Annotated in this window: 26 protein-coding genes; 12 read left to right on the plus strand and 14 right to left on the minus strand. The window is 67.0% G+C overall.

The window, feature by feature from the left end; genetic code table 11:
* Positions 1–2 precede the first annotated feature (2 nt).
* A complete protein-coding gene (locus BLM15_RS21750) occupies positions 3–656 on the minus strand; it encodes a DUF6875 domain-containing protein (protein ID WP_126114719.1) in 654 nt (217 codons plus the stop codon).
* Between the two features lie 93 nt (positions 657–749).
* Positions 750–1,493, minus strand: a complete 744-nt coding sequence (locus BLM15_RS21755) for an RluA family pseudouridine synthase (RefSeq protein ID WP_126114720.1) — start codon at positions 1,491–1,493, stop codon at positions 750–752.
* 70 nt (positions 1,494–1,563) lie between these two features.
* Between BLM15_RS21755 and ftsY the strand changes: the two genes are divergently transcribed.
* Both ftsY and BLM15_RS21765 read left to right on the plus strand, forming a co-directional pair.
* Complete coding sequence (gene ftsY, locus BLM15_RS21760) at positions 1,564–2,721, plus strand: signal recognition particle-docking protein FtsY (RefSeq protein ID WP_126114721.1); 1,158 nt, start codon at positions 1,564–1,566, stop codon at positions 2,719–2,721.
* A complete protein-coding gene (locus tag BLM15_RS21765) occupies positions 2,718–3,344 on the plus strand; it encodes a septation protein A (protein ID WP_126114722.1) in 627 nt (208 codons plus the stop codon). Before ftsY ends, BLM15_RS21765 begins: the two co-directional genes overlap by 4 nt.
* A gap of 6 nt (positions 3,345–3,350) precedes the next feature.
* On the opposite strand, the gene BLM15_RS21770 is transcribed toward BLM15_RS21765, so the two are convergent.
* A complete protein-coding gene (locus tag BLM15_RS21770; RefSeq protein ID WP_126114723.1) occupies positions 3,351–4,202 on the minus strand; it encodes an SDR family NAD(P)-dependent oxidoreductase in 852 nt (283 codons plus the stop codon).
* 105 nt (positions 4,203–4,307) lie between these two features.
* On the opposite strand from BLM15_RS21770, the gene BLM15_RS21775 reads away from it, so the two are divergent.
* Positions 4,308–5,201: a LysR family transcriptional regulator gene (locus BLM15_RS21775; protein ID WP_126114724.1), complete on the plus strand. Its 894-nt coding sequence runs from the start codon at positions 4,308–4,310 to the stop codon at positions 5,199–5,201.
* Here BLM15_RS21775 and BLM15_RS21780 read toward each other — a convergent pair.
* A complete protein-coding gene (locus tag BLM15_RS21780; RefSeq protein WP_126114725.1) occupies positions 5,198–6,127 on the minus strand; it encodes a LysR family transcriptional regulator in 930 nt (309 codons plus the stop codon). The genes BLM15_RS21775 and BLM15_RS21780 overlap by 4 nt on opposite strands.
* Before the next feature lie 124 nt (positions 6,128–6,251).
* Here BLM15_RS21780 and BLM15_RS21785 point away from each other — a divergent pair, with 124 nt between their 5' ends.
* Both BLM15_RS21785 and BLM15_RS21790 read left to right on the plus strand, forming a co-directional pair.
* On the plus strand, positions 6,252–6,779 hold the full coding sequence (locus BLM15_RS21785; protein ID WP_126114726.1) for an ester cyclase: 528 nt from the start codon (positions 6,252–6,254) through the stop codon (positions 6,777–6,779).
* 41 nt (positions 6,780–6,820) lie between these two features.
* Entirely contained in the window at positions 6,821–7,423 is a 603-nt protein-coding gene (locus tag BLM15_RS21790) for an NADPH-dependent F420 reductase (protein WP_126114727.1), read from the plus strand.
* A 3-nt stretch (positions 7,424–7,426) separates the two neighbouring features.
* Here the strand turns inward: BLM15_RS21790 and BLM15_RS21795 are convergent, their stop codons facing one another.
* Positions 7,427–8,212 (minus strand): SDR family NAD(P)-dependent oxidoreductase, encoded by a 786-nt coding sequence (locus tag BLM15_RS21795; protein ID WP_126114728.1) that lies wholly within the window; start codon positions 8,210–8,212, stop codon positions 7,427–7,429.
* A gap of 170 nt (positions 8,213–8,382) precedes the next feature.
* Between BLM15_RS21795 and BLM15_RS21800 the strand changes: the two genes are divergently transcribed.
* Positions 8,383–8,763: a YkvA family protein gene (locus BLM15_RS21800; protein ID WP_236846374.1), complete on the plus strand. Its 381-nt coding sequence runs from the start codon at positions 8,383–8,385 to the stop codon at positions 8,761–8,763.
* Between the two features lie 4 nt (positions 8,764–8,767).
* Here BLM15_RS21800 and BLM15_RS21805 read toward each other — a convergent pair whose 3' ends face one another.
* Positions 8,768–9,739: an NADPH:quinone oxidoreductase family protein gene (locus BLM15_RS21805; protein WP_126114729.1), complete on the minus strand. Its 972-nt coding sequence runs from the start codon at positions 9,737–9,739 to the stop codon at positions 8,768–8,770.
* 256 nt (positions 9,740–9,995) lie between these two features.
* On the opposite strand from BLM15_RS21805, the gene BLM15_RS21810 reads away from it, so the two are divergent.
* The 3 genes from BLM15_RS21810 (at position 9,996) to BLM15_RS21820 (ending at position 12,394) form a co-directional block, all read left to right on the plus strand.
* Complete coding sequence (locus BLM15_RS21810; RefSeq protein WP_126114730.1) at positions 9,996–10,601, plus strand: hypothetical protein; 606 nt, start codon at positions 9,996–9,998, stop codon at positions 10,599–10,601.
* Positions 10,602–10,680: 79 nt separating this feature from the next.
* Complete coding sequence (gene rlmN / locus BLM15_RS21815; protein WP_126114731.1) at positions 10,681–11,904, plus strand: dual-specificity RNA methyltransferase RlmN; 1,224 nt, start codon at positions 10,681–10,683, stop codon at positions 11,902–11,904.
* A gap of 1 nt (position 11,905) precedes the next feature.
* On the plus strand, positions 11,906–12,394 hold the full coding sequence (locus tag BLM15_RS21820) for a hypothetical protein (RefSeq protein WP_126114732.1): 489 nt from the start codon (positions 11,906–11,908) through the stop codon (positions 12,392–12,394).
* Between the two features lie 119 nt (positions 12,395–12,513).
* On the opposite strand, the gene ggt is transcribed toward BLM15_RS21820, so the two are convergent.
* Positions 12,514–14,274, minus strand: a complete 1,761-nt coding sequence (gene ggt / locus BLM15_RS21825) for a gamma-glutamyltransferase (RefSeq protein WP_206438552.1) — start codon at positions 14,272–14,274, stop codon at positions 12,514–12,516.
* A gap of 194 nt (positions 14,275–14,468) precedes the next feature.
* On the opposite strand from ggt, the gene BLM15_RS21830 reads away from it, so the two are divergent.
* From BLM15_RS21830 to BLM15_RS21840, 3 genes are all read left to right on the plus strand, one after another.
* On the plus strand, positions 14,469–15,035 hold the full coding sequence (locus BLM15_RS21830) for a LemA family protein (RefSeq protein ID WP_236846791.1): 567 nt from the start codon (positions 14,469–14,471) through the stop codon (positions 15,033–15,035).
* Between the two features lie 117 nt (positions 15,036–15,152).
* The gene (locus BLM15_RS21835) at positions 15,153–15,950 is read left to right on the plus strand and encodes a TPM domain-containing protein (RefSeq protein WP_236846375.1); all 798 of its coding nucleotides are present in this window, start codon (positions 15,153–15,155) and stop codon (positions 15,948–15,950) included.
* Position 15,951: 1 nt separating this feature from the next.
* On the plus strand, positions 15,952–16,560 hold the full coding sequence (locus BLM15_RS21840; RefSeq protein WP_126114735.1) for a TPM domain-containing protein: 609 nt from the start codon (positions 15,952–15,954) through the stop codon (positions 16,558–16,560).
* Positions 16,561–16,563: 3 nt separating this feature from the next.
* Here the strand turns inward: BLM15_RS21840 and BLM15_RS21845 are convergent, their stop codons facing one another.
* The 7 genes from BLM15_RS21845 to BLM15_RS21875 form a co-directional block, all read right to left on the minus strand.
* The gene (locus BLM15_RS21845; RefSeq protein ID WP_126114736.1) at positions 16,564–17,316 is read right to left on the minus strand and encodes a DUF1223 domain-containing protein; all 753 of its coding nucleotides are present in this window, start codon (positions 17,314–17,316) and stop codon (positions 16,564–16,566) included.
* Between the two features lie 69 nt (positions 17,317–17,385).
* Positions 17,386–18,321 carry a lipid A biosynthesis lauroyl acyltransferase gene (locus tag BLM15_RS21850; protein ID WP_236846376.1) on the minus strand — a complete coding sequence of 312 codons (936 nt, stop codon included), beginning with the start codon at positions 18,319–18,321 and terminating at the stop codon, positions 17,386–17,388.
* A gap of 156 nt (positions 18,322–18,477) precedes the next feature.
* Positions 18,478–19,500, minus strand: coding sequence for a zinc-binding dehydrogenase (locus tag BLM15_RS21855; RefSeq protein WP_126114737.1), 1,023 nt, complete (start codon positions 19,498–19,500; stop codon positions 18,478–18,480).
* Positions 19,501–19,513: 13 nt separating this feature from the next.
* Complete coding sequence (locus tag BLM15_RS21860) at positions 19,514–19,798, minus strand: type II toxin-antitoxin system RelE/ParE family toxin (protein WP_126114738.1); 285 nt, start codon at positions 19,796–19,798, stop codon at positions 19,514–19,516.
* A complete protein-coding gene (locus BLM15_RS21865) occupies positions 19,795–20,046 on the minus strand; it encodes a CopG family ribbon-helix-helix protein (protein WP_126114739.1) in 252 nt (83 codons plus the stop codon). Before BLM15_RS21865 ends, BLM15_RS21860 begins: the two co-directional genes overlap by 4 nt.
* 98 nt (positions 20,047–20,144) lie before the next feature.
* Positions 20,145–20,891, minus strand: a complete 747-nt coding sequence (locus BLM15_RS21870) for an SDR family NAD(P)-dependent oxidoreductase (protein WP_126114740.1) — start codon at positions 20,889–20,891, stop codon at positions 20,145–20,147.
* Positions 20,888–22,171 carry a beta-ketoacyl-ACP synthase gene (locus BLM15_RS21875; protein WP_126114741.1) on the minus strand — a complete coding sequence of 428 codons (1,284 nt, stop codon included), beginning with the start codon at positions 22,169–22,171 and terminating at the stop codon, positions 20,888–20,890. The genes BLM15_RS21870 and BLM15_RS21875 overlap by 4 nt, the downstream gene beginning before the upstream one ends.
* Positions 22,172–22,175 lie beyond the last annotated feature (4 nt).

A 22,175-nucleotide genomic window follows, 5' to 3' on the forward strand; every position in this document is an offset into this window, starting at 1 on the left:
GCTCAACCCTGGCCGCGAAGATGGTCGATCAGGCGCTTCCCACCTGCCATACGGAACTTCGCGAGATAGGGCACGAGCAGGAGTGGATGGCGGGCAGCGAAGGGTGCGTCATGCTCGACCATGTGGCGGATGGCGAGCACCGGCAGCGGCGCCCGCAAGGGCCGGAAGTCATGGTTCCACAACCCCGGCGCCTCGGAGGTTTCATGCATCAGCCCGATCATGCGACCACGGGCCAGGGAATAGACTTTGTGCCGCTTCTGGACGCGTTGCAACATCGCGATGCCGCGCTCGTCGGTGCAGCCGGGAAAGCCAATGATGACTGTGCGGAAATGCGCCATGCCCGGCTTGCAGGCAATGGCGTCGAGCGCTCCGAAACAGCTGCGGATCAGCGTGAAGGCACGCTCCTCCTCGCCCGGGCCGGCAGTGCAGATCGCAAGGCGCGCGGTGTCGATGCGTGCCGCTTGGCGGGTGAAGGGACAGACAGCGCCGGTGCGGCCGAGATCGGGATGCTCGCGCATCAGATAGCTCTCGACCCAGCTCAGCAGCGTGGCGAGTGCGGCGTTCGTCTGGGGCTCCGCGGCGATGTCGGCCCGCGCCTGCGCGAAGGTCAGGAGCGCATCGCGCGCCTCCCCCGTTCTCGCCACCTTGTCCAGCATGAAAAGCCCCGCAGTCTCTGCAACCGGGGATAGCAGGAACGCCTTAGGGAATGGTTGACGAGGTCTTGTCGCACGTCGGCGCGGCGTTAGGGTTTAGGAAAGCTTATCGCCGTCAGGCCAGCCACAGGCCGCGAGCGCTGCGTGCATATGCGGTGGCGGCGGAGCCGTAACCTTCACCGGCTCGCGCTTCGGGTTGAGCGGGATCGCGACACTCTGCGCATGCAGGTGCAAGCCCGGCCCGGTGTCGCGAGGCGCTGTTCCGTAGATTTCGTCACCGTGAATCGGCCCGAAGCTGGCGGCACAGTGGACGCGCAATTGGTGGGTGCGGCCGGTGAGCGGCTCGAGCGCCAGCCAGGCGACGGCCGAGCCATCGAAGCGACCGCGGCCGAGCACGCGGTAGCGTGTCTGCGAGGGCAGGCCCGCCGGATCCGGCTTCATCCACCAGCCGCGCTCGGGCGAGCGCCTGGCCAAGGGCAGGTCGATCAGGCCCTGGTCCTCGGCGGGATCGCCTTCGACTACCGCCCAATAGGTCTTTTCGATGCGCCCGTCGCGGAAAAGCTGGTTGAGCTGGGCCATGGCGCGCGGGTGCCGGCCGAGCACGAGGCAGCCCGACGTGTCCTTGTCGAGCCGGTGCGCGGCCTCCGGGCGTCGCGGCAGACCGAAGCGCAGGGCATCGAGATAATCGGTCAGCACCGGGATGATGCGGCCTTTCGCCGCCGGGCCGCGATGCACCGGAAGCCCCGCGGGCTTGTCGATGACGAGCATCATCGCGTCGCGATGGAGCAGCGCGAAGGGCGGATCATCCTGCGAAAGGGCTGGTCGCTCGGGCGTGGTCATGGCATTGCGCTAAACAAGGCTGCGAGGCCATGCAACTGAAGCGTTGCCGCGCATTGCGGCAGGACGGGTGATGAGCGAGACCGAACCGAAGAAACGCGGCTTCTTCTCGAAGCTGTTCGGGCTGGACCAGCCGGCTGAGACGCAGCCGCCTGCTCCGGCACCCGCTCCTCTCCCCGAGCCGCCGGTCGAGCCCGTGGCCGACATCGTGCCGGAAGCAGAGCCGCAGGCGCCGATCGCGCCCGAAATCCTGCTCGGCGAGGAAGCGCCGTTGCCGATCGCGGTGCCGGAGCCGGTGCAGCCGAAGCGCAGCTGGTGGCGCCGGTTGCGGGATGGCCTGTCGCGGACCTCCTCGGCGCTGACCACCGGCATCAGCGACCTCTTCACCAAGCGCAAGCTCGATGCGGCGACGCTGGAGGATCTCGAGGACATCCTGATCCAGGCCGATCTCGGCCTTGCGACCTCGGCCCGGATCGCCAGGGCGGTCGGAGACGGTCGCTATGACAAGCAGATCGAGCCGGATGAGGTGAAGGCGATCCTGGCGCGCGAGGTCGAGGCGATCCTGATGCCGGTCGCCATGCCGCTTGCGATCGACGCCACCAAAAAGCCGTTCGTGATCCTGATGGTGGGGGTCAATGGCTCGGGCAAGACGACGACGATCGGCAAGCTCGCGGCCAAGTTCCGGGCCGAGGGCAAGTCGGTGATGCTGGCGGCTGGCGACACGTTCCGCGCCGCGGCGATCGAGCAGCTCAAGGTCTGGGGCGAGCGCACCGGAGCCGAAGTGATCGCTGGCCAGCAGGGCGCTGATGCGGCCGGGCTCGCTTTCGAGGCCTTGCAGAAGGCCAAGGCCAATGGCACCGACGTGCTGCTGATCGACACGGCTGGGCGACTGCAGAACAAGACGGGGCTGATGGACGAACTGGCCAAGGTGGTGCGCGTGATCCGCAAGCTCGATGCAGAAGCGCCGCATACGGCGCTGCTCGTGCTCGACGCCACGGTCGGCCAGAACGCGGTCAGCCAGGTCGAGGCCTTCCGCGAGACCGCCGGTGTCACCGGCCTGGTGATGACCAAGCTAGACGGCACGGCGCGTGGCGGCATCCTCGTGGCCTTGGCGGCGCAGTTCGGCCTGCCCGTGCATTTCATCGGCGTCGGCGAGAGCGTCGACGACCTCGAACCGTTCTCGGCGCGCGATTTCGCCCGTGCGGTGGCAGGATTGGGAGAAGCGGCATGAGCGAAACGGCGGCGAGCACGACGGAAACGGCAAAGCCGATCAATCCGCTGCTCAAGCTGGCGCTCGAATTCGGGCCGCTGGCGATCTTCTTCTTCGTCAATTCCTATGGCGATCGCTGGTTCGGCGTCGCCGAGGACCGGCGCATCTTCGTCGCGACCGGCATCTTCATCGCAGCTTCGCTGCTTTCGCTGCTGCTGTCGAAGATCGTGATGAACCACCTGCCGCGCATGGCGATCGTCAACGCCGTCGTGGTCACCGTCTTCGGCGGGCTGACGCTCGCGCTCGACGACGCTTTCTTCATCAAGGTCAAGCCGACGATCGTGAACACGCTGTTCGGCTGCATCCTGCTCGGCGGGCTCTATTTCGGCCGCTCTCTGCTCGCACTGGTGCTCGACAGCGTGCTGCAGCTCGACGAGGAGGGCTGGCGCAAGCTGACCCTGCGCTGGGGTCTGTTCTTCTTCGTGCTCGCGGTGCTGAACGAGGGGGTCTGGCGCACGCAGACCCAGGATTTCTGGGTCGCGTTCAAGGTCTGGGGCGTGATGCCGCTGACCATGATCTTCGCCCTCGCCCAGACGCCATTGATCCTGAAGCACGAGATCAAGCGCACCGAGGCGGCGGAATAGATCCTCTCAGGCGAAGCCACCGCCGTCGACACCGACGATCTGGCCGTTGACATAGGACGCTGCCGGGCTCGACAGCCAGAGCACGAGCTCGGCGACCTCCTCGGGCCGGCCGATGCGCCTGGCCGGATAGGCCGAGGCGAGCTGCTCGTTCGTCACCTTCCAGTCATGGCGCACGCGCTCCAGCATGGCAGTCTCGATCGGGCCGGGCGCGATCGCGTTGACGCGGACGTTCAGCCCGTATTCCTGCGCTGCTGAGCGGGTCATGTGCATCACGGCCGCCTTGGAGGCGCCGTAGCCGACGATGTTCGGCAGCGAATGACGGCCGCCGATCGAGGCCATGTTGACGATGGCGCCGCGGCTGGCGACCAGATGCGGCAGCTCATGCTTCATGCCGAGGAAGACGCCGCGCAGATTGGTCGAGATCAGCTCGTCGAATTCGCCTGTGTCGGTCGCTGCGATCGGGGCCGGCGGCTTGTCGATGCCGGCATTGTTGAAAGCGATGTCGAGCCGGCCGTAGCGCGCGACCGTGGCGTCGACGAAGGCCTTCACCTGCGCCTCGTCGCGGACATCGGCCCGGACATAGAAGGCGTCGCCGCCCTTGGCGCGGATGCCGGCCTCGACCTCGCGACCGAGCGCCTCGCGCCGGCCGCAGAAGGCGACCTTGGCGCCTTGCGCTGCGAAGAGTTCGGCCGTGATGCGACCGATGCCAGAAGTCGCGCCGGTGATCAGCACGACCTTGCCGGCAAAAGTGCCGGACGGAGCCGGCTGGGCGCGGGCGGTCGCGATCAGGCCGACGCCGAGGCCGGCGGCCATGGCGGTGCGGATGAAGGCGCGGCGGTCGTCGGGTCGGTCGGTCATGGGGGTCTCCTGCGAACGGTGCTGGCCGATGCGGGAACCCTAATTGCCAACCATTTCAGTGATAATCGGCTATATTCTGAACGTATCTTTCAGTACTGCTGCATAATGCGACGTGGCGACCTCGACGGGCTCGTGGCCCTGCTGACCGTGGCGGAGAAACGCTCCTTCACGGCGGCGGCGGCTTCACTCGGCGTCACGCCCTCGGCCGTCAGCCAGAGTGTGAAGGCGCTGGAGCAGCGTGCCGGTGTCGCGCTGCTGGCACGCACGACACGCGATGTCGCACCGACCGAGGCCGGGCGGCGCTTCCTGGAGCGGGCGCGGCCGGCGGTCGACGACATCCTTTCGGCATTCCGGGAAGCGGCAAGCCTCGGGGACAAGCCGAGCGGCCTGCTGCGGCTCAATGTGCCGCGCGTGGCGCTACCGATCCTGATCGAGCCGATCCTAGCCGAGTTCTGCGCAAGCTATCCGGAGGTCCAGGTCGAGATCCATGTCGACGACAGTTTCGCCAACATCGTCACGGAGGGTTTCGACGCTGGCATCCGCATCGGCGAATTGGTCGAGGCCGACATGGTGGCGGTGCCGTTGAGCGCGCCGTTTCGGCTCGCCGTGGTCGGCTCACCCGACTATTTCGCCCGGCATGGCCGGCCGCAGTGCCCAGAAGAGCTGAAGCGGCACGCCTGCATCAATTTCCGCCAGAGCGACCGCAGTCTCTATCATTGGGAGTTCGAGGAGGGCGGGCGCGAATTTTCGCTCGCCGTCGACGGGCCGATCATCGCCAACGAGGCCAATGTGATGATTTCAGCTGCGGTGATGGGATTGGGTCTCGCCTATATGCTCGACCCCGTCGCCGAGCCGCTTTGCCAGCGTGGCCTGCTCGAACGGGTGCTCGAGCCGTTCTGCCCGCAGACGCCGGGCTTCTTCCTGTATTTCCCCTCGCGCCACCAGGTTTTGCCGAAACTCAGGGTCTTCATCGATTTCGCCAAGGCGAGATTGCGCTAACCGAGGCTGCCGGCGAAGCGCTGCGCCAGCTGCTCGCGGCGGAACGCCTCGGTCACGTGGTCGATGAAGGCGCGGGTCTTGGCCGGCAGCAAGGCCCGCCCCGAATAATAGAGCGAGATCGCGCCAGCATCGGCATACCAGCGCGGTATCAGCCGGATCAGGGCGCCGCTCTCCAGATGCGGCAACACGTCGGGCACGGTGAGCAAGGCGACGCCGAGCCCGAGCAGCGCCGCCTCGCGCATCGCCGCCGGATCATTGAGCACGATCGTTTCGGGCAGCGTCGCGGCCATCTCCGTTCCGGCCGCGTCGCGCATCGTCCAATGACGGACCCGGCCCGTGCGGCTCGCGCGCATGACGATGCCGTCCAAGGCCGAGAGCCCCGATGGGTCGATCGGCAGTGGCCGTCCTGCGAGATAGGCGGGCGCTGCGACGGCGATGATATGGGCCGGTGCCAAGGCGCGGGTGACGAGGCCCGGAGCTAGCTCGAAGCCGGCGCCGATCGCGGCGTCATAGCCTTCGGCGACGAGATCGACCGGCCGGTTCTCGAAGTGCCATTCCGGCCTGACTCGGGGATAGCGCGCAAGGAAAGACGGCAGGAGCGGCAGGATATAGCTCGTGCCGAAGGTCGGGCTGAGCGAGACCTTCAGCACGCCGGCTGGCTCGCCGCCTGCTGACGAAATCCCGGCGATCGCCGCCTGCAACCCTTCCAGATTGCCGGATATGGCCTCCCGGAAACTCTCGCCGGCCTCTGTCAGAGTGAGCTTACGGGTCGAGCGCTGGAACAGCCTGACGCCGAGATTGCGCTCGAGCATCGCGACGTTGCGGCTGACCGCTGCCGGCGTCAGCCCGAGTCGGCGCGCGGCCTCCGAAAAGCTGCCGGTCTCGGCACTGCGGGCGAAGGCCTCGAGGTTGGCGAGCGATTCCATAACCACCTTCAATCAAAGCTTGAAAATGATTCCAATCATTACTGGCTAATCGCGAGGGAGTGAATGGGCGATATCCAGTCCCGTCAGCACCGCTTCGGGGCTGAAGCTCCTGAAGGAGAGGGTCATGGACTTCGCATCGCTCATCCCGACCCGCCGCAGCATGCTGCTCGGCGCTGCCACTTCCGCGGCGGTTGCCCTGTCGGGCCTCGGCCCGGCCATCGGCCAGAGCCCGGAGGTCGATCGTCTCGAAGCCAACAAGCTGGTGGTGCGCCGGCTGATCGAGGGCGTGCAGCGCGATGGTGATTTCGCCCTGTTCGAGCAGCTCTTCGCGCCGGATTATGTCGATCGCACGCCCTTTGGCGACGTCCCCCCGAACCGCGACGGCACCCGCGCGATCTACCAGGGCTTCCGCCGCGCCTTTCCCGACTGGCGCGCGGTGATTCACAGCCAGATCGCCGAGGGCGATCTGGTCACCACCCACAAGACCTATCTCGGCACGCATCGCGGCGAGTTCCTCGGCATTGCGCCGACCGGTCGCGAAACCCGCTTCGAGGTGATCGACATCATGCGCGTCCGCGACGGGCGGATCACCGACCATTGGGGCGTCGGTGACGCCGCCGGCCTGCTGCGCCAGCTCGGCGCGGCGAACTGAACCTCTGCCATCCAGACCCCAAACCGAAAGGAACTAATCCCATGTCCAGCATCGGTATCATTGGCGCCGGCCAGATCGGCACCGCCTTCGCCCGGGCGCTCGCCAAAGCGGGCATCCCGGCAACCATCGCCAACAGCCGCGGACCGGACTCGCTCGCCGGCCTGGTGCGCGAACTCGGCCCGGTGATCACGGCCGGAACGCGCGAGCAGGCGGCGTCCGCCGACATCGTGCTCGTTGCCGTGAACTGGTCGAAGCTGCCGGTGGCACTCGCCGGATTACCGGATTGGAACGGCCGGATCGTGATCGACGCCAACAATCCGATCGAGGCGCCATTGTTCAAGCCGGCCGAACTCAATGGCCGCACCTCGAGCGAGATCGTCGCAGGGCTGGTGCCCGGCGCCCGCCTGGTCAAGGCCTTCAACCATCTGCTGGCGAAGTTGCTCGAAAGTGATCCGCGCGCCGAAGGCGGCTCGCGCGTACTGTTCCTTTCGGGCGACGACGCGGCGGCGAAGGCCGAGGTTGCGGGCCTGATCGACCGCCTCGGCTTCTTCGGCATCGATCTCGGCGCGCTCGCGGTCGGCGCGCGCCTTGCCCAGTTCCCGGGCGGGCCGCTGCCGGTGCTGAACCTGGTGAAGTTCGGCTGAAGCCTACTTCGGCGCGAGGCGGATGGCGCCGTCGAGGCGGATCGCGGTGCCGTTCAACATGTCATTCTCGACGATGCTCCTGACCAGCGCGGCATATTCCGACGCCCGGCCGAGGCGCGAGGGGTGCGGCACCGAGATGGCGAGCGAGGCGCGGGCGTCGTCGGGCAGGCCGGCGAACATCGGTGTCTCGAACAGGCCGGGCATGATCGTGACCACGCGGATGCCGACGCCGGCGAGATCGCGGGCGACCGGCAGCGTCAAGCCGACCACGCCGGCTTTCGAGGCGGCATAGGCGGCCTGGCCGATCTGGCCGTCCTCGGCGGCGACGGAGGCCGTGCAGACGAAGACGCCGCGGCCGCCATCCTCGGTGACCGGATCGAGCGCGGCGAGCGCGACCGCCGATTTGGCGATGACGCGGAAAGTACCTGTCAGGTTGATCGCGACCGCCTTCTCGAAGGTGGCGAGGTCATGGGCGACGAGCTCGCCGGTGTCGCGCTTCTTCGAGACGACGCGGCGGCCCGGCGCGATGCCGGCGCAGTTGACGACGATCCGGGCGACGCCATGGGCGGCGCGTGCTTTCTCCAGGGCCGTGTCGACCGACTGCTCACTGGTGACATCGCAGGGGCAGAACAGCCCGCCGATCTCCTTGGCGACCTCTTCGCCGCGCTCGGCATTGAGATCGAACAGGGCGACCTTGACGCCATGGCTGGCGAGCATGCGGGCCGTGCCTTCGCCGAGGCCGGAGGCGCCGCCGGTGACGATGGCGGCGAGGGAGGAGTCGAGTTTCATGGCGTTCCCCGAGCTTTTGACAGTGCTGAACCGGCTTTAGAGGGGCGATGCTCGTCATCCAAGCAGTTTGCGCGTGCGATTCTGAGTCGATCCCTTGTGCAGCCTTCCATGCGGGGCCACATTTTTGCGTCGACGGCGGGCTAGACTTGGCACGCCAAGGGAGAGGACGGATGAGCGACAGCTTCGGTTTCGGACAGAGTTTCACGCGCGAGGAGATGGCGGCGATCCGCAAGAGCCTGCGTGACGAGGCGCGTTTCGGGTCCGAGTTCATCGGCCGGCTGAAGCGGGTGGCGAAGCGCATTCCCTTCGCCGAGGACCTGCTCGCCGCCTGGGTCTGCGCGCGCGATCCGGCGACGCCACGGCGGGTCAAGCTGACGCTGCTGGCGGCGCTCGGCTATTTTGTGCTGCCGCTCGATGCCCTGCCCGACGTGATGCCGTTGCTCGGCTTCACCGACGATGCCGCGGTGATCGCAGCCGCGCTCGCTGCCGTGGCCGGCTCGATCACGCCGCAGCACCGCCAGAGGGCCAAGGAGATGCTGACCGATCTCTGATCGGTCAGGGCACCAGCACGACCTTGCCCTGGACCTTGCGCCCGGCGATCAGTGCCAACGCCTTGGCCGCCTGTTCCAGCGGGAAGGCGGCGTGGACATGGGCGCGGATCTTCCCGGCCGCGGCCCAGGCGAGCAGGCGCTCCATATTCGCGCGGTGGCCGGCGGGGTCGCGCCTGACGAAATCGCCCCAGAACACGCCGCGCAGGTCGCAGCCCTTCAGCAGCAGCAGGTTGAGCGGGATCTTCGGGATATCGCCGCCGGCGAAGCCGACGACGAGATAGCGCCCGCCCCAAGCCATCGAGCGCAGCGCCGGCTCGGCGAGCTCGCCGCCGACGGTATCGTAGAGCGCATCCAGCCCGTTGGGCGCCAGGCGCCGCAGTCCCGCCCGGAGGTCGTCGGCGGCATAATCAATCCCGTCCGTCGCACCATGTTCACGGGCAAGCGCCAGCTTCTCCGGCGAGGAGGCGCAGGCGATCACGCGGGCCCCGAGCAGGGCGCCGATCTCGACGGCGGCCAGACCAGCACCGCCGGCGGCGCCGAGGATAGCGAGCGTCTCGCCCGGCTTGATATCGGCGCGCTGGATCAGCCCGTGCAACGCCGTGCCATAGGTGACGAAGAGGCCGGCGGCCTGATGGTCGCTCAGCTTGTCGGGAATCCGGATGGCGGCCTCGGCGGGAACCACAACGATTTCGCGGGCCGCGCCATGGCCGAGCCAGGCGGCGACGCGCTCGCCGACCCGCCAGCCGGTGACGCCGTCGCCGACGGCGCTGACCACGCCGGCGCATTCGGCCGAGGGTGAGAAGGGTAGCGGCGGCTTCACCTGGTAGCGGCCCTGGATCACCAGAGTGTCGAAGAAGTTGAGCGCAGCGGCGCGGACCTGGATCGCGATCTCGCCGGCTCCGGGCTTCGGTTCGGGCAGGTCGCGGATCACCAGGGTCTCGGCCGGCCCGAGGGCCTCGCACAGCAGCGCCTTCATTGATCCTCCATCCCTCGTCCGCTCGGTTCCTTCGCGGCCGCACAAGGCTGGCACAGCTGGAAGCCGAACGGAACCGGATGTGCGCTCGACCTAAACTATTGAAGGAGAAGGCGTCGTCCGTCCGGCGCAGCTGCAGCAGACGTTCGCATTTTCGCCAGGATCGTGACATTCTATCCGGCGCGTTGCGTCAATCTGGATTGCCGATCCCGCGCATTCTCCATTCGGCGTTAAGATTTTTGTTGGTTAGTGGCGATCCATGATTCGCATTTCGGCTCTCTCCTCCGCCCGCCTTTCGTTCCAGGCCGCTGCCTTGCTCGGCCTGGCGGCCCTGACCTTTGCGGGCGCTCCGGCACAAGCGCAGGCACAGCGCGCCCCCGCCAGTAAGCCGCAGCCGGCGAAGACCGCCGCGGCCGGCGGACAGGGCCAGGCGCTCCTGCTCGAAACGGCCGGCAAATGGCAGGCCTTCTCCTCGCAGCAGGGCCGCTCCAAGATCTGCTACGCGCTGTCGAAGGCCGAAACTCGTATCCCCGCCAATCTCAAGGATGTCGAGGGCCTGCTGTTCATCTCCAGCCGCCCGGGCGAGGGCGTGCGCAATGAGATCAGCCTCGTAATGAATTTCGACCTCAAGGAAGATGTCGAGCATCAGGCGATTATCGGCAATGACCGCTTCGCGCTGATCGCCAAGGGCCAGAATGTCTGGCTGAAGAACCCGGCCGAGGAAGGCCGCATGCTCGATGCGCTGCGCAAGGGCGCCGGGCTTGAGATCAAGGGCACCTCGAAGCGCGGCAACCCGACCAGCGACAAGTATTCGCTCGCCGGCATCTCGCAGATCGTCAAGCGGGCCGAGGACGCCTGCAAGTAAGGCGATTTCGCAATGGGCCGCTCTCGTGCTATGAGGCGGCCAATTCCGGGCGGGATCGCCCGTTGCGAGCCGAGTTCCGATGAATCTCTCTGTTGCTGAAGCCGCCCTCCCGGCGGCTGAACCTGTTATGCGGCGGCCTTCGTTGGCCGGGCGCACGCGCGCCGGCCTCGCCGAGGCGCTGGCCGAGATCGGTGTTCCCGAGAAGGAGCGGCGCATGCGCGTCGGCCAGCTCTGGAACTGGATCTACCATTACGGCGTCCGCGACTTCCAGGAGATGACGACGATCGGCAAGGGCCTGCGCGCGCAGCTCGCCGAGCATTTCACGCTCGACCTGCCCGAGGTCACCGCCGAGCAGGTCTCGACCGACGGCACCCGCAAATGGCTGCTGCGCATGGCCCCGACCAGCCCGCGCGACCGCGGCGCCGAGATCGAATGCGTCTACATTCCCGAGGTCGACCGCGGCACGCTCTGCGTCTCCAGCCAGGTCGGCTGCACGCTGACCTGCACCTTCTGCCATACCGGCACGCAGCGGCTGGTGCGCAACCTGACGACCGAGGAGATCGTCACGCAGCTGATGGTGGCGCGCGAGCGGCTCGGCGATTTTCCGAACCGCGCCGCGCCCGATGGCGCCTTTGTGCCCAATGATGGCGGGCGCTTCGTCTCGAACATCGTCTTCATGGGCATGGGCGAGCCGCTCTACAATTTCGACGGGGTGCGCGACGCGATCGGCGTGATCTCCGACAATGAAGGGCTGTCGCTCGGCCGCCGGCGTATCACCGTCTCGACCTCGGGCGTGGTACCGCAGATCGAGGCGCTGGGCGCGGAGATGGGCACGATGCTGGCGATCTCGCTGCACGCGGTGCGCGACGAGCTGCGCAACGAGCTGGTGCCGCTCAACAAGAAGTACCCGATCAAGGACCTGCTCGAGGCCTGCCGGAACTATCCGGGCCTGTCGAACGCCAAGCGAATCACCTTCGAGTACGTGATGCTGAAGGGCGTCAACGACTCGGACGCCGAGGCGCGCGAGCTGGTCCGCCTGCTCAAGGGCATTCCGGCCAAGATCAACCTGATCCCGTTCAATCCCTGGCCCGGCACGCGCTATGAGTGCTCGGACTGGGAGCGGATCGAGCGGTTCTCCGAGATTGTGTTCAAGGCCGGCTATGCCTCGCCGGTGCGCACGCCGCGCGGCCGCGACATCCTCGCCGCTTGCGGCCAGCTCAAGAGCGAGACCGAGAAGCTCTCGGCCCGGGCCCGGTTGATGCTGGATCAGGGCGAGGCCGACACCGCGGCGGCCTCGCATTGACATGCTGCGCTGGCTGTTGCTGATCCCCTTTGCGCTGCTGTTTGCGATCGGCACCGGTTTGGTTGCGCTGATGGTTGCCGGCGTCGCCTCGCCCGATCTCGGCCTGCTGATCGGCGGCGGCTTCGAGCGCCTGCTCGCGGCACTGTTCGACCAGGCCGAGCGCGGCTTCGATCCCGGTCCGACCGCCGCCGCGGCCTTTTCCCTGCTCGGCCGGCTCGGCTTCGCCATCCTGGTGCTGCCGGTGGTGCTGGTCGCGATCGCATCCGAGCTGTTCCGTCTGCGCAGCGGGCTGATCCAGAGCGGGCTCACAGGTTTGCTGGCAGCGCTGCTGCCGCTCGCCATGCTCGGCATGGCGCGGACGCCGAGCGCCAGGGAGCTGCAGGTCGTGGCGGCGCTCTTCCTGGTCGGCGCCGCGACTGGCTTCGTCTATTGGGTAATCGCCGGGCGAGGGGCTGGTGGGGAGTCGAGGACGCCGCCACAGCGGGCCTGACCTTGTACGTCATGCTCGGGCTTGACCCGAGCATCTCACGCCGGATGAGGCTCTGATCATCGCATATTAGTCATGAGATTCTCGGGTCTGCGCTTCGCTTCGCCCGAGAATGACAGCTATCAGTCGCCGATCGCGACGCCCTCGCGCCTTCCGTCCGCGCCGCCGAGATAGCCTTCCGGTGTCTTGACGATCGCCTGGATGCCCGAGGTCATGTCGATGAGGCGGACCTCATGGCCCTTCGCTTCGAGCGCGGCCTTCCAGGCTTCGGCCTCGCTACTCTTCTCAAGCTCGGTCGGGCCGTTGCGGTTGCCGAAATTGGCGAGGTCGACGGCCCGCTGCGGGTCCATCTTCCAGTCGAGCAGGGCGACCAGCGTCTTGGCGACATAGCCGATGATCTGGCTGCCGCCCGGCGAGCCCGTGACGGCGTAGAGCCGGCCGAAGGCGTCGAAGACGATGGTCGGCGCCATCGACGAGCGCGGCCGCTTGCCGGGCTCGACCCGGTTGGCGACCGGCTTGCCGTCCTCGCTTGGCGCGAAGGAGAAATCGGTCAGTTCGTTGTTGAGCAGGAAGCCGCCCTTGGTCATCAGGCGCGAGCCGAAGCCGTCCTCGATCGTCGTGGTCATCGAGACGGCGTTGCCCTGGCTGTCGACCACCGAGATATGGCTGGTGCCGTTCTCGATGCCCTCCGACGGCGCGAGCAGGAAGGCGCGCTTGTTCGGCGGGTTGCCGGCGCTGGCCTTACCCATCGCCTTGTCAGGGCTGATCAGCCTGGCCCGCTCGCGGATATAATCCTCGTCGATCAGGCCGAGGGTCGGCACGCTGACGAAGGCTGGATCGCCGAGATAGAGCGCCCGGTCGGCGAAGGCGAGCTTGTTGGCCTCGGTGAACCAGTGCGCTGCCTCGGCGCCGGGGCCGAGGCGGGCAATGTCACTGGTTTCGAGCATGCCGAGGATCTGCTGGACGGCGATGGCGCCCGAGCTGGGCGGGCCCATGCCGCAGAGCGTATAGACGCGATAGCGGCCACAGACCGGCGCGCGCTCCTCGACCTTGTAGGCGGATAGGTCGGCGAGCGTGATGTCGCCGGGATTGTCCTTGTGACCAGTCACGGTCGCGACGATGTCCTGCGCGATCTCGCCCTCATAGAAGGCGTCCGCGCCGCGCCCGGCGATGGCGCGCAAGGTGGACGCAAAAGCAGGGTTCTTAAGGATGGTGCCGACCGGTTTCGGCTTGCCGTCGGTCTCGTAGAAATAGGTGGCGGCGCGGGCGTCCTTGCCGAGATTCTTCTCCAGCGCGAGCAGGCCGTTGAGGCGCGGCGAGATCGCAAAGCCGTCCTCGGCCAGCTTGATCGCCGGGGCGAAGACCTCGGCCCAGGGCAGCTTGCCCCAGCGCTTGTGCGCTTCTTCGAGCAGGCGGACCGTGCCGGGCACGCCGACCGAACGGCCGCCGACCACGGCTTCCACGAACTTCATCGGCTTGCCGTCGGCGCCGAGGAAGCGCTCGGGCTTTGCCGCCTTCGGCGCGGTCTCGCGTCCGTCGAGCGTGGTCAGCTGGCGGCCGGCCTCGTCCCAATAGACGAAGAAGGCGCCGCCGCCGATGCCGGAACTCTGCGGCTCGACCAGGTTGAGCACGAGCTGGATCGCGATCGCGGCATCGGTCGCGCTGCCGCCGGCGCGCAGAATCTCGCGCCCGGCCGCAGCGGCGAGCGGATTGGCGGCGGCGGCCATGTAGCGCTGCGCCGTGCCGAGCGTCTTGGCGGTACGGCCGGTCGCGGCTTCCGGGGCGGGAGCAGTGGTCTGGGCCGGGGCTGCTGTTGCGGCGGCGAGCCAAAGGCTGAGGGCCAGGATCGAGCGGGCGCGGAATGCGGGCAATGTCAGCGGCATGATCCACTCCTCTTCATTGGCTGCGAGACTAGCGTGCTTGCCGGCCTGCGCGCCATGCTTGTGGCGTTGGTTTGATCTGTCTCGCGGTGCGGCTATGGTCGAAGCCTGATTTGTCCTGCCAAGTTTCTTCTGCCAAGCCGAAGGGGTTCGTCATGGTGCTCGCGCAGTCTTCGGCCTTCCGCCGGCCCTTCGTCATGCTGCTGGTCGGGCTGTTCGGCCTCGTGCTGGCAGGCTGCGGCTATAACAACGTGCCGACGCTTGAGGAGAAGGCCAAGGCGGCCTGGGGCGAGGTGCAGAACCAGTACCAGCGCCGCGCCGACCTGATCCCCAACCTGGTCGAGACGGTGAAGGGCTATGCCCAGCAGGAGCGCGAGGTCCTGACCCAGGTGATCGAGGCGCGCGCCAAGGCGACGCAGGTCAAGGTCGACGCCTCCACGATCACCGACCCCGCCAAGTTCAAGGAATACCAGGACGCGCAGAACCAGCTTAGCGGCGCGCTCGGGCGGCTTTTGGTGACGGTGGAGCGCTATCCCGAGCTCAAGTCGAACCAGAACTTCCTGGCGCTGCAGTCGCAGCTCGAAGGCACCGAGAACCGGGTCGCGGTGGCAAGGCGCGATTACATCCAGACGGTACAGGCCTTCAATACGGAGATCCGGACCTTTCCGGGCGTGATCTGGGCGAAGTTGTTCTGGGGCGCCAAGCCGATGGAAAGCTTCTCGGCGACGGCAGGAGCGGAGCGGCCACCCGCGGTGAAGTTCTGAACTGTGTGATTTTGCGTGACCTCGCTCGCCGCGACTACTGACGTACCGTCATTCTCGGGCGGAGCGAAGCGCAGACCCGAGAATCTCGATCATGAGATGCTCGGGTCAAGCCCGAGCATGACACTGTTCAACCGGCTCGCCGTTCTACTCTTCCTCCTCGTCTTCCCATTCCTCGCCATCGCAGCCGAGCCGACTTATCCGGCGTTGACCGGCCGCATCGTCGACAATTCGAGCCTACTCAACGCCGAGGCCTTCGCCCGGATCGAGCGGAAGCTGAAGGCGCATGAGGAGAAGACCAGCGACCAGGTCGTGGTCGCGACGCTGCCCTCGCTGCAGAGCTACCCGATCGAGGATTTCGCCAACGGGTTGTTCCGGGCCTGGAAGCTCGGCGACAAGGCCAAGAACAACGGCGTGCTGCTGCTGGTCGCGCCGAACGAGCGCAAGGTGCGCATCGAGGTCGGCTATGGGCTGGAAGGCGCGCTGACAGACGCGCTCTCCAAGGTGATCATCACCACCGCGGTCGCGCCCAAGTTCAAGAACGGCGATTTTGCCGGCGGCATCGAGGGCGGTGTCGATGCGATCCTGTCGATCCTGACTGGCGATGCCGAGGAATGGCAGCGGCGCGCGCAGATCCGCAGCGACGAATCGTCGTGGGTCGAGACCGCCGCGGTGATTTTCGTCATGATCGTGGTGTTCATCCTGATCGTGAGTTTCATGCAGGAACTCGGTCGCTCCTCCGGTGGCTCGCGCTCGCATCGGACGCGGGACGGGCGCTGGATCGTCCTGCCGCCGTCCGGTGGCTCGGGTTGGAGCGGCGGCTCCTCCTCCGGCGGCTGGGGTTCCGGATCGAGCTCGGGCGGATTCTCGGGCGGTGGCGGCTCGTCCGGTGGCGGCGGCGCTTCGGGAGATTGGTGAGATGCTGGATTCCGACGACCGCGACGCCATCGCCGAGGCCGTGCGAGAGGCCGAGCGGCAGACCTCCGGCGAGATCGTCGTGGTCGTCGATCGCGCCGCCGGAAGCTATGTCGCGGTGCCGCTCGTGCTGGCGCTGGCGCTCTCCCTGTTCGTGCCCTGGCCGTTCCTGCTGCTGACGACGCTGAGCGCGGCGAGCATCTTCCTGACCCAGCTGATCGCGGCGGCGCTGCTACTTGCGACCCTGCTCTGGTACGGGCGCGGCGGGCGCTTCGTACCCGGCTTCGTCAAGCGGCGGCAGGCACATGAGACGGCGCTGCGCGAGTTCACGGCGCGCGGGTTGACGCTGACGCGCGGTCGCACCGGTGTCCTGCTCTATATCGCCGTGCAGGAACGCTATGCCGAAGTCGTCGCTGACGCGGGCATCACGGCCAAGGTCGATGGCGAGGCCTGGCAGAAAATCGTCGAGCCTCTGCTCGCCGCGGCGGCGCAGGACGCTCTGCGCGAAGGGCTGATCGCGGCGGTACGCGATGTCGGCGCTGTGCTCGCCGCTCATGCCCCGCCGGCGGCCGACGACGTTGACGAGCTGCCCAACAAAGTTGTGATTCTCTAGCGCTTACTTCGCTGGACCGCGCGCGGCGCCGAGGATCGTGCTCTGGCGGGCGTAGAGGTCGCCCTGGACAAGAACGACGTAGCTGTCGGCCTTCGCGGCGGAGCGGACAGTTTCCAGCGGCACGCTCAAGATCGCAGCTGCGCCATTCCATTCGCCGATGCGGCTGATGCCGCGCACGACATTGGCATAGGTCACGGTCTTGCCGCTGTTCTCGCCGCGCTCGATCGGCACACTGGCGGTGCGGCTGACCTGCAGCAGCCAGACCACGGCCGGCTTCTCGCTCGGATAGGGCGCTGCGGCCAAGGCGACGCGTAGCGCACCATCCGCCTCGACGAGGTCGACCTTCACCGAAAAACCGTCCTTGCCCTGCTCCTGGACGAGCTTGTCGATGCCGCCCTTGTCGGAGCCGACGATATGGGCGGCGCCGTTGACCACGGCCTGCGGCGTATAGATCTGACCGTCGCCGCGCGCCTTGGCGTAGAGCTTCTGGCGCTTGCCGAAGACCTCCTGGCCGAGCGTGTCCTTCCAGCCTAGATAATCCCAGTAGGTCACCGGCAGGGTCAGCGTGATCAGTCGCGGATCCTTGGCCAGTTCGACGAAGAGCGCATCCGCTGCCGGGCAGGACGAGCAGCCCTGACTAGTGAAAAGCTCGACCACCGCCTTCGGCCGGGCCGCAGGCTGTTGCTGGGCATGCGCCGGCAATCCTGCGAGCAGGAGAAGGGCGGCAGCAGCGATCTTGCGGGTGTGGCGGACCATCAGTTCGAACTCGACGCCTGTATAAAAGCAGGCGGTTACCAAAAGCGCTACTCCCCGCTCAATTGGAAATCACGTTGCCTTGAAAACCGGCGTCTGCGGCATCTGCTCGCGAAAACGTGCCAAAGCCTCGGGGCCGATCAGGTTCGGACGCCAGCGCCGGTGCATCCAGAGCCATTGCTCGGGGTGTTCGCGGACCCAGCCCTCGACCACCGCGGTCATCATCGCCATGGCCCCGGTGACGTCGATCTCGCCATTGGCGTCGCGCGGCAGGTCGAGCGGCGGGGTCAGCTCGATGCGGAAGCGCCGGTTCGGCAGGCGGATGACGCGCACGCCGTGCACGGGGCATTCGAAGCGGCGGGCAAACTTGCCGAGGATCGGATTTGTCAGCGCCGGGCGCCCCAAGAAGGGTACGACCACGCCGCGAGTGAAATGCTGGTCGATCAGCATGCCGAGATGGCCGCCATTCTCGAGCACGCCCTGCATGGCGAAGGCGGCGCCCTGCTTGGCGGCAGCGAGCCCGCCCATGGCGCCGGAACGGATCTCGTGGACCACGGCAGCGATCGCCGGATCGTTGGGAGCACGGAAGACGGCGGTGGTGTCGAGGTCGTAGGTGGCGGCGCAGATCGCCGGCAGCTCCCAGTTGCCGAGATGGGTCGAAAAGATCAGGCCGGGCGCCTCGTCGTCCTTCAGCGCGATGAAGTGCTCGATGCCGACGACCTCGATCCGGCCGTTGGGATCAGGGTTATGGTAGTCATAGTCGAACAGCGTCTTGAGATGGGCGTATTCGGCGACGGTGCGGCCGAGATTCTCCCAGGCGCCGCGGGCGATGCGGCGAACCTCAGCCTCGGCGATCCCCGGGAAGGCGGCGCGGATATTGGCATAGGCGACGCGGTTGACCGGGATCAGCGGGCTGACGCTGCGCAAGAGCCAGCCGCCGAGATCGGAGGCCTTTTCCGGCCCGAGCGCGCGCAGAAAGGCGAAGACCGCGCGGATGAGCCCGATCATCAGCGCAGCGCCGATGCGCGTCGCGAATTGCTTAAGCTGCCTCAAAATTCCAGCCCGGTCCACCGGCGCAGCGTCCGGACCGGACCTCGCCATTGCGGCGCGACTTGCGGGATTGCGGCCGGCGCGTCAAGTCGCGCTGGCCTTATTGCTCCACACTCAGAGCGTGACGATGACCTTGCCGAAGACCTTGCGACCTTCGATCCGCGCGAGGCCCTGCTCGAACTCGGCGAGCGGGAAGACGGAATCGATCACCGGCTTCATTCCGGCCGCCATCTTCTCCAGCGATTGCGCGATGTTCTCCATCCGGCAACCGAAGGAGCCGGTGATCCGGTATTGCTGCTGGAAGAGCTGCATCAGGTTGATCGTCGCCGAGGGACCGGAGGTCGCGCCGCAGGTGACGAGGCGGCCACCGCGCTTCAGGCAGAGCAACGAGCCGTTCCAGGTGTCGGTGCCGACGTGCTCGAAGACGACGTCGACGCCCTTGCGCTTGGTCAGGCGCCGGACCTCGCCCTCGAAGCGCTCGGTCCTATAGTTGACGACATGGTCGGCGCCGAGCGCCTTGGCCTTCGCGCCCTTCTCGTCGTCGCCGACGGTGGTGTAGACGGTGCAGCCGATCGCCTTGGCCATCAGGATCGCTGCCGTACCGATGCCGGAGCCGCCGGCATGGACCAGGACAGCCTCGCCGGGCTCCAGTTTCGCATTGTCGAACAGCATGTGCTGGACCGTGCCGAAGCCGATCGGGGCGCAGGCGGCTTCCTCGAAGGAGACGCCCTTCGGCGCCTTGATCACCAGGCGCTCGGGCCGGTTGATCAGCTCGCGGGCAAAGCCGTCGATATGGAAGCCCATGATGCCGGCGACGTTCTCGCAGAGATTGTCGCGGCCCTCGCGGCAGGCCCTGCACTGGCCGCAGGTCTCGGCGCCATACATGGTCACCGTGTCGCCCTCGCGGAAGCGCGAGACGCCCTCGCCGATTGCGACGACTTCGCCAGCCGCCTCGACGCCGGCCGCCTGCGGCATCTTGCGCTTGGCGAAGGCCATGCCGCGAAAGCCCCAGAGATCGAGATAGTTCAGGCCGACGGCGCGCACGCGGATCTGGACCTCGCCGGCGGCCGGTGGCGGCGGCGGCTCGATCTGTTCGAGGCGGAGGTCGCGGTCGCCGTGGAGCTGGAGGGAGAGCATGGGTCGTCGTCTTTCAGAGCTGGCCCGGCCATTGCCGCGAGGCGTGCAGGACAGCGAGGATTTCGACGCGTCCGTCGCGGACGCGATAGGGAAGGATGTAGCTGGTGCCGGCTACCACGAGTTCACGCGTCTCTTCTACCCGTCCGGCTCGGCCACTATGCGGATAATCGACCAACTGGGCGGCGGCTGAGCGGAGCCGGCGGACGAGGGCGAGCGCTGCCGTTGGACTGAAGTCGGCGACATAGAGGGCGATAGCGCGAAGGTCAGCCTTTGCTCTTGCGGTCCAGACGAGCTTCATCTGGTCGAATCGATGCGTGCCTGCAGCTCCGCCTCGATCGCATCGAGCTCTTCCTCCGTGGCGAATTCACCACGATCGGCCTGAGCGATGCCCTCCTTGATGCGGGCAATCTGCCAGGCATTGAGTTCGATGTAATTCTCGATCGCCTTGGCGGCGAGCCAGTTGCGCGAGCGATCGGTATCTGCCGCCAACGCGTCGAGTTTGGCGAGAGTCTCGTCGTCGAGGCGGATCGTGAAAGCGGCCGTCATGATGGTTCACTCCGGTTCAGAATGAACATAAGCGGTTCGCAGAGCTTCGCCAAGCGCCGATCGTTTACCATATTTCACGTGAAGCGCTGGCGCCGACCTTAGCGATGCACGCCCATCTGCGCGGTCACCCCGCCATCGATCGGCAGGACCGTGCCGGTGATATAGGCCGCCGGGGGGCTCATCAGGAAGGCCGCAAGACCGGCGACTTCCTCTGGCTTGGCGAAGCGTCCAGCCGGAATCTGGCCTTCCATCTTGTCGCGATAAGCGGCGTAGGGCGCCATCATGTCGGTGTCGACGAAGCCCGGCGCGATCACGTTGACGGTGACGCCACGCTTGCCGGTCTCGACCGCAAGCGTCTTGGCATAGGAAATCAGCGCGCCCTTGGAGGCGGCGTAGGCGGCGTTACCGGGGTTGCCACGCAGCGCTGCGACCGAACCGATCGCGACGATACGGCCGGCCCTGGCGCGGATCATGCCGCGCATCAGGCTCTTGGCGAGTCGGGTGAAGGCCCAGAAATTGACCTGCATCGCCGCCTCGGCTTTGTCCTGCACCAGCATGGCCGCCAGCGAATCGTAGGGCTGCCCGGCATTGTGGACGAAGCCGAAATAGGCTTCGCCCTCGCATTGCTCGCAGAAGGTGTCGAGCGCCGCCTTATCGGAGAGGTCGAGCGGCAAGGCGCGCACCGTGCAGCCGGGGGCAGCCTTGGCGATCTCGGCGGCAAGGGCCTTTGCCTGCTCGCCCGAGGAGCGATAGGTGAAATCGACATCGTGGCCATCAGCCACGAGCGCGCGCACGATCGCAGCGCCGACGCCCTTGGCGCCGCCGGTGACGAGAACTCTGGTCATGCTGCGTTCGGTCCGGCCGTCAGGACGAGGCAGGTGTTCTGGCCGCCGAAGCCGAAGGAGTTCGACAGCACGGTGCGCACCCTGGCGTCGCGAGCCTGGTTGGGGACGACGTCGATTGCAATCGCCGGGTCGGGCAGATTGTAGTTGATCGTCGGCGGGATGCGGCCATTGGCGATCGTCAGCAGCGAGATTACGGCCTCGACCGCGCCAGCGGCGGTCAATGTGTGGCCCAGCATCGATTTGTTCGACGAGATCGGGAGCTTTGCCATGCGCTCGCCGAAGACGGCCGAGCAGCTCATCGCCTCCATCTTGTCGTTCTCGGGCGTCGAAGTGCCGTGGGCATTGATGTAGTCGACGTCATCGGGAGTGAGACCGGCATCGGCGAGGGCATCCTGCATGGCGAGGATCGCCGGCTTGCCGTCCGGGCTCGAGCGGGTGCGGTGGAAGCCGTCGCCACGCTCGCCGCAGCCGGCGACGATGCCGAGAATGGTCGCGCCACGCGCCAGTGCGTGGTCGTAATCCTCCAGCACCAGCGCGCCGGCGCCCTCGCCCATGACGAAGCCGTCGCGGTTCTTGGAGAATGGCTTGGCAGAGCCTTCCGGTGGATCGTTCTGGGTCGACAGGGCCGAGAGCAGCGAGAAGCGGATCAGCGCCTCGGCATGGACCGATCCGTCGGTGCCTATGCACAAGGCAGCTTCAGTCTCGCCCCTTCTGATCGCCTCGACGCCCATCTGGATCGCGGTCGCGCCCGACGAGCAGGCGGTCGACAGCGAGATCGGCGAGCCCTTGGTGCCGAACTTCTCGGCGATGTGTTCGGCGACGCCGCCGAACAGAAAGAGCTCATGCATCGCCTGGTGCTTGTGGCCGGCGGCGACGCGCAGCAGCGCATCATAATCGGTATTGCCCTCGATGGCCTGCGCCAGTTCCTGCTTCTGCGGCCATTCCATCTCGACCGGCGGCACGGCCATGAAGAGCTCGCCGGGGAAATCTCCGGCCTCGCCGAGGCCGCTCTGCGCCACCGCTTCGTCTGCGGCGAGCGTGGCGAGCTTTTCGGAGAGTTCAGGCGCTGCAAACGACCCGTCGAACAGGAAGTCGACGGTCGCTGCGATGGTGGTGCGCAAGCCCTCGGTCGGGAAACGCTCGATGCGGTGGATGCCGGAACGTCCGGCAGTCAGAGCTTCCCAGTTAGCATCCTTGCCCTGGCCGAGCGAGGTGACGATACCGAGCCCGGTGACGGCGACGATCGGCCGGTCCTGGCTGTCGCGATGGCTTGCACCCATGACG

Source organism: Bosea sp. Tri-49 (genome assembly GCF_003952665.1).
Lineage (GTDB): Bacteria > Pseudomonadota > Alphaproteobacteria > Rhizobiales > Beijerinckiaceae > Allobosea.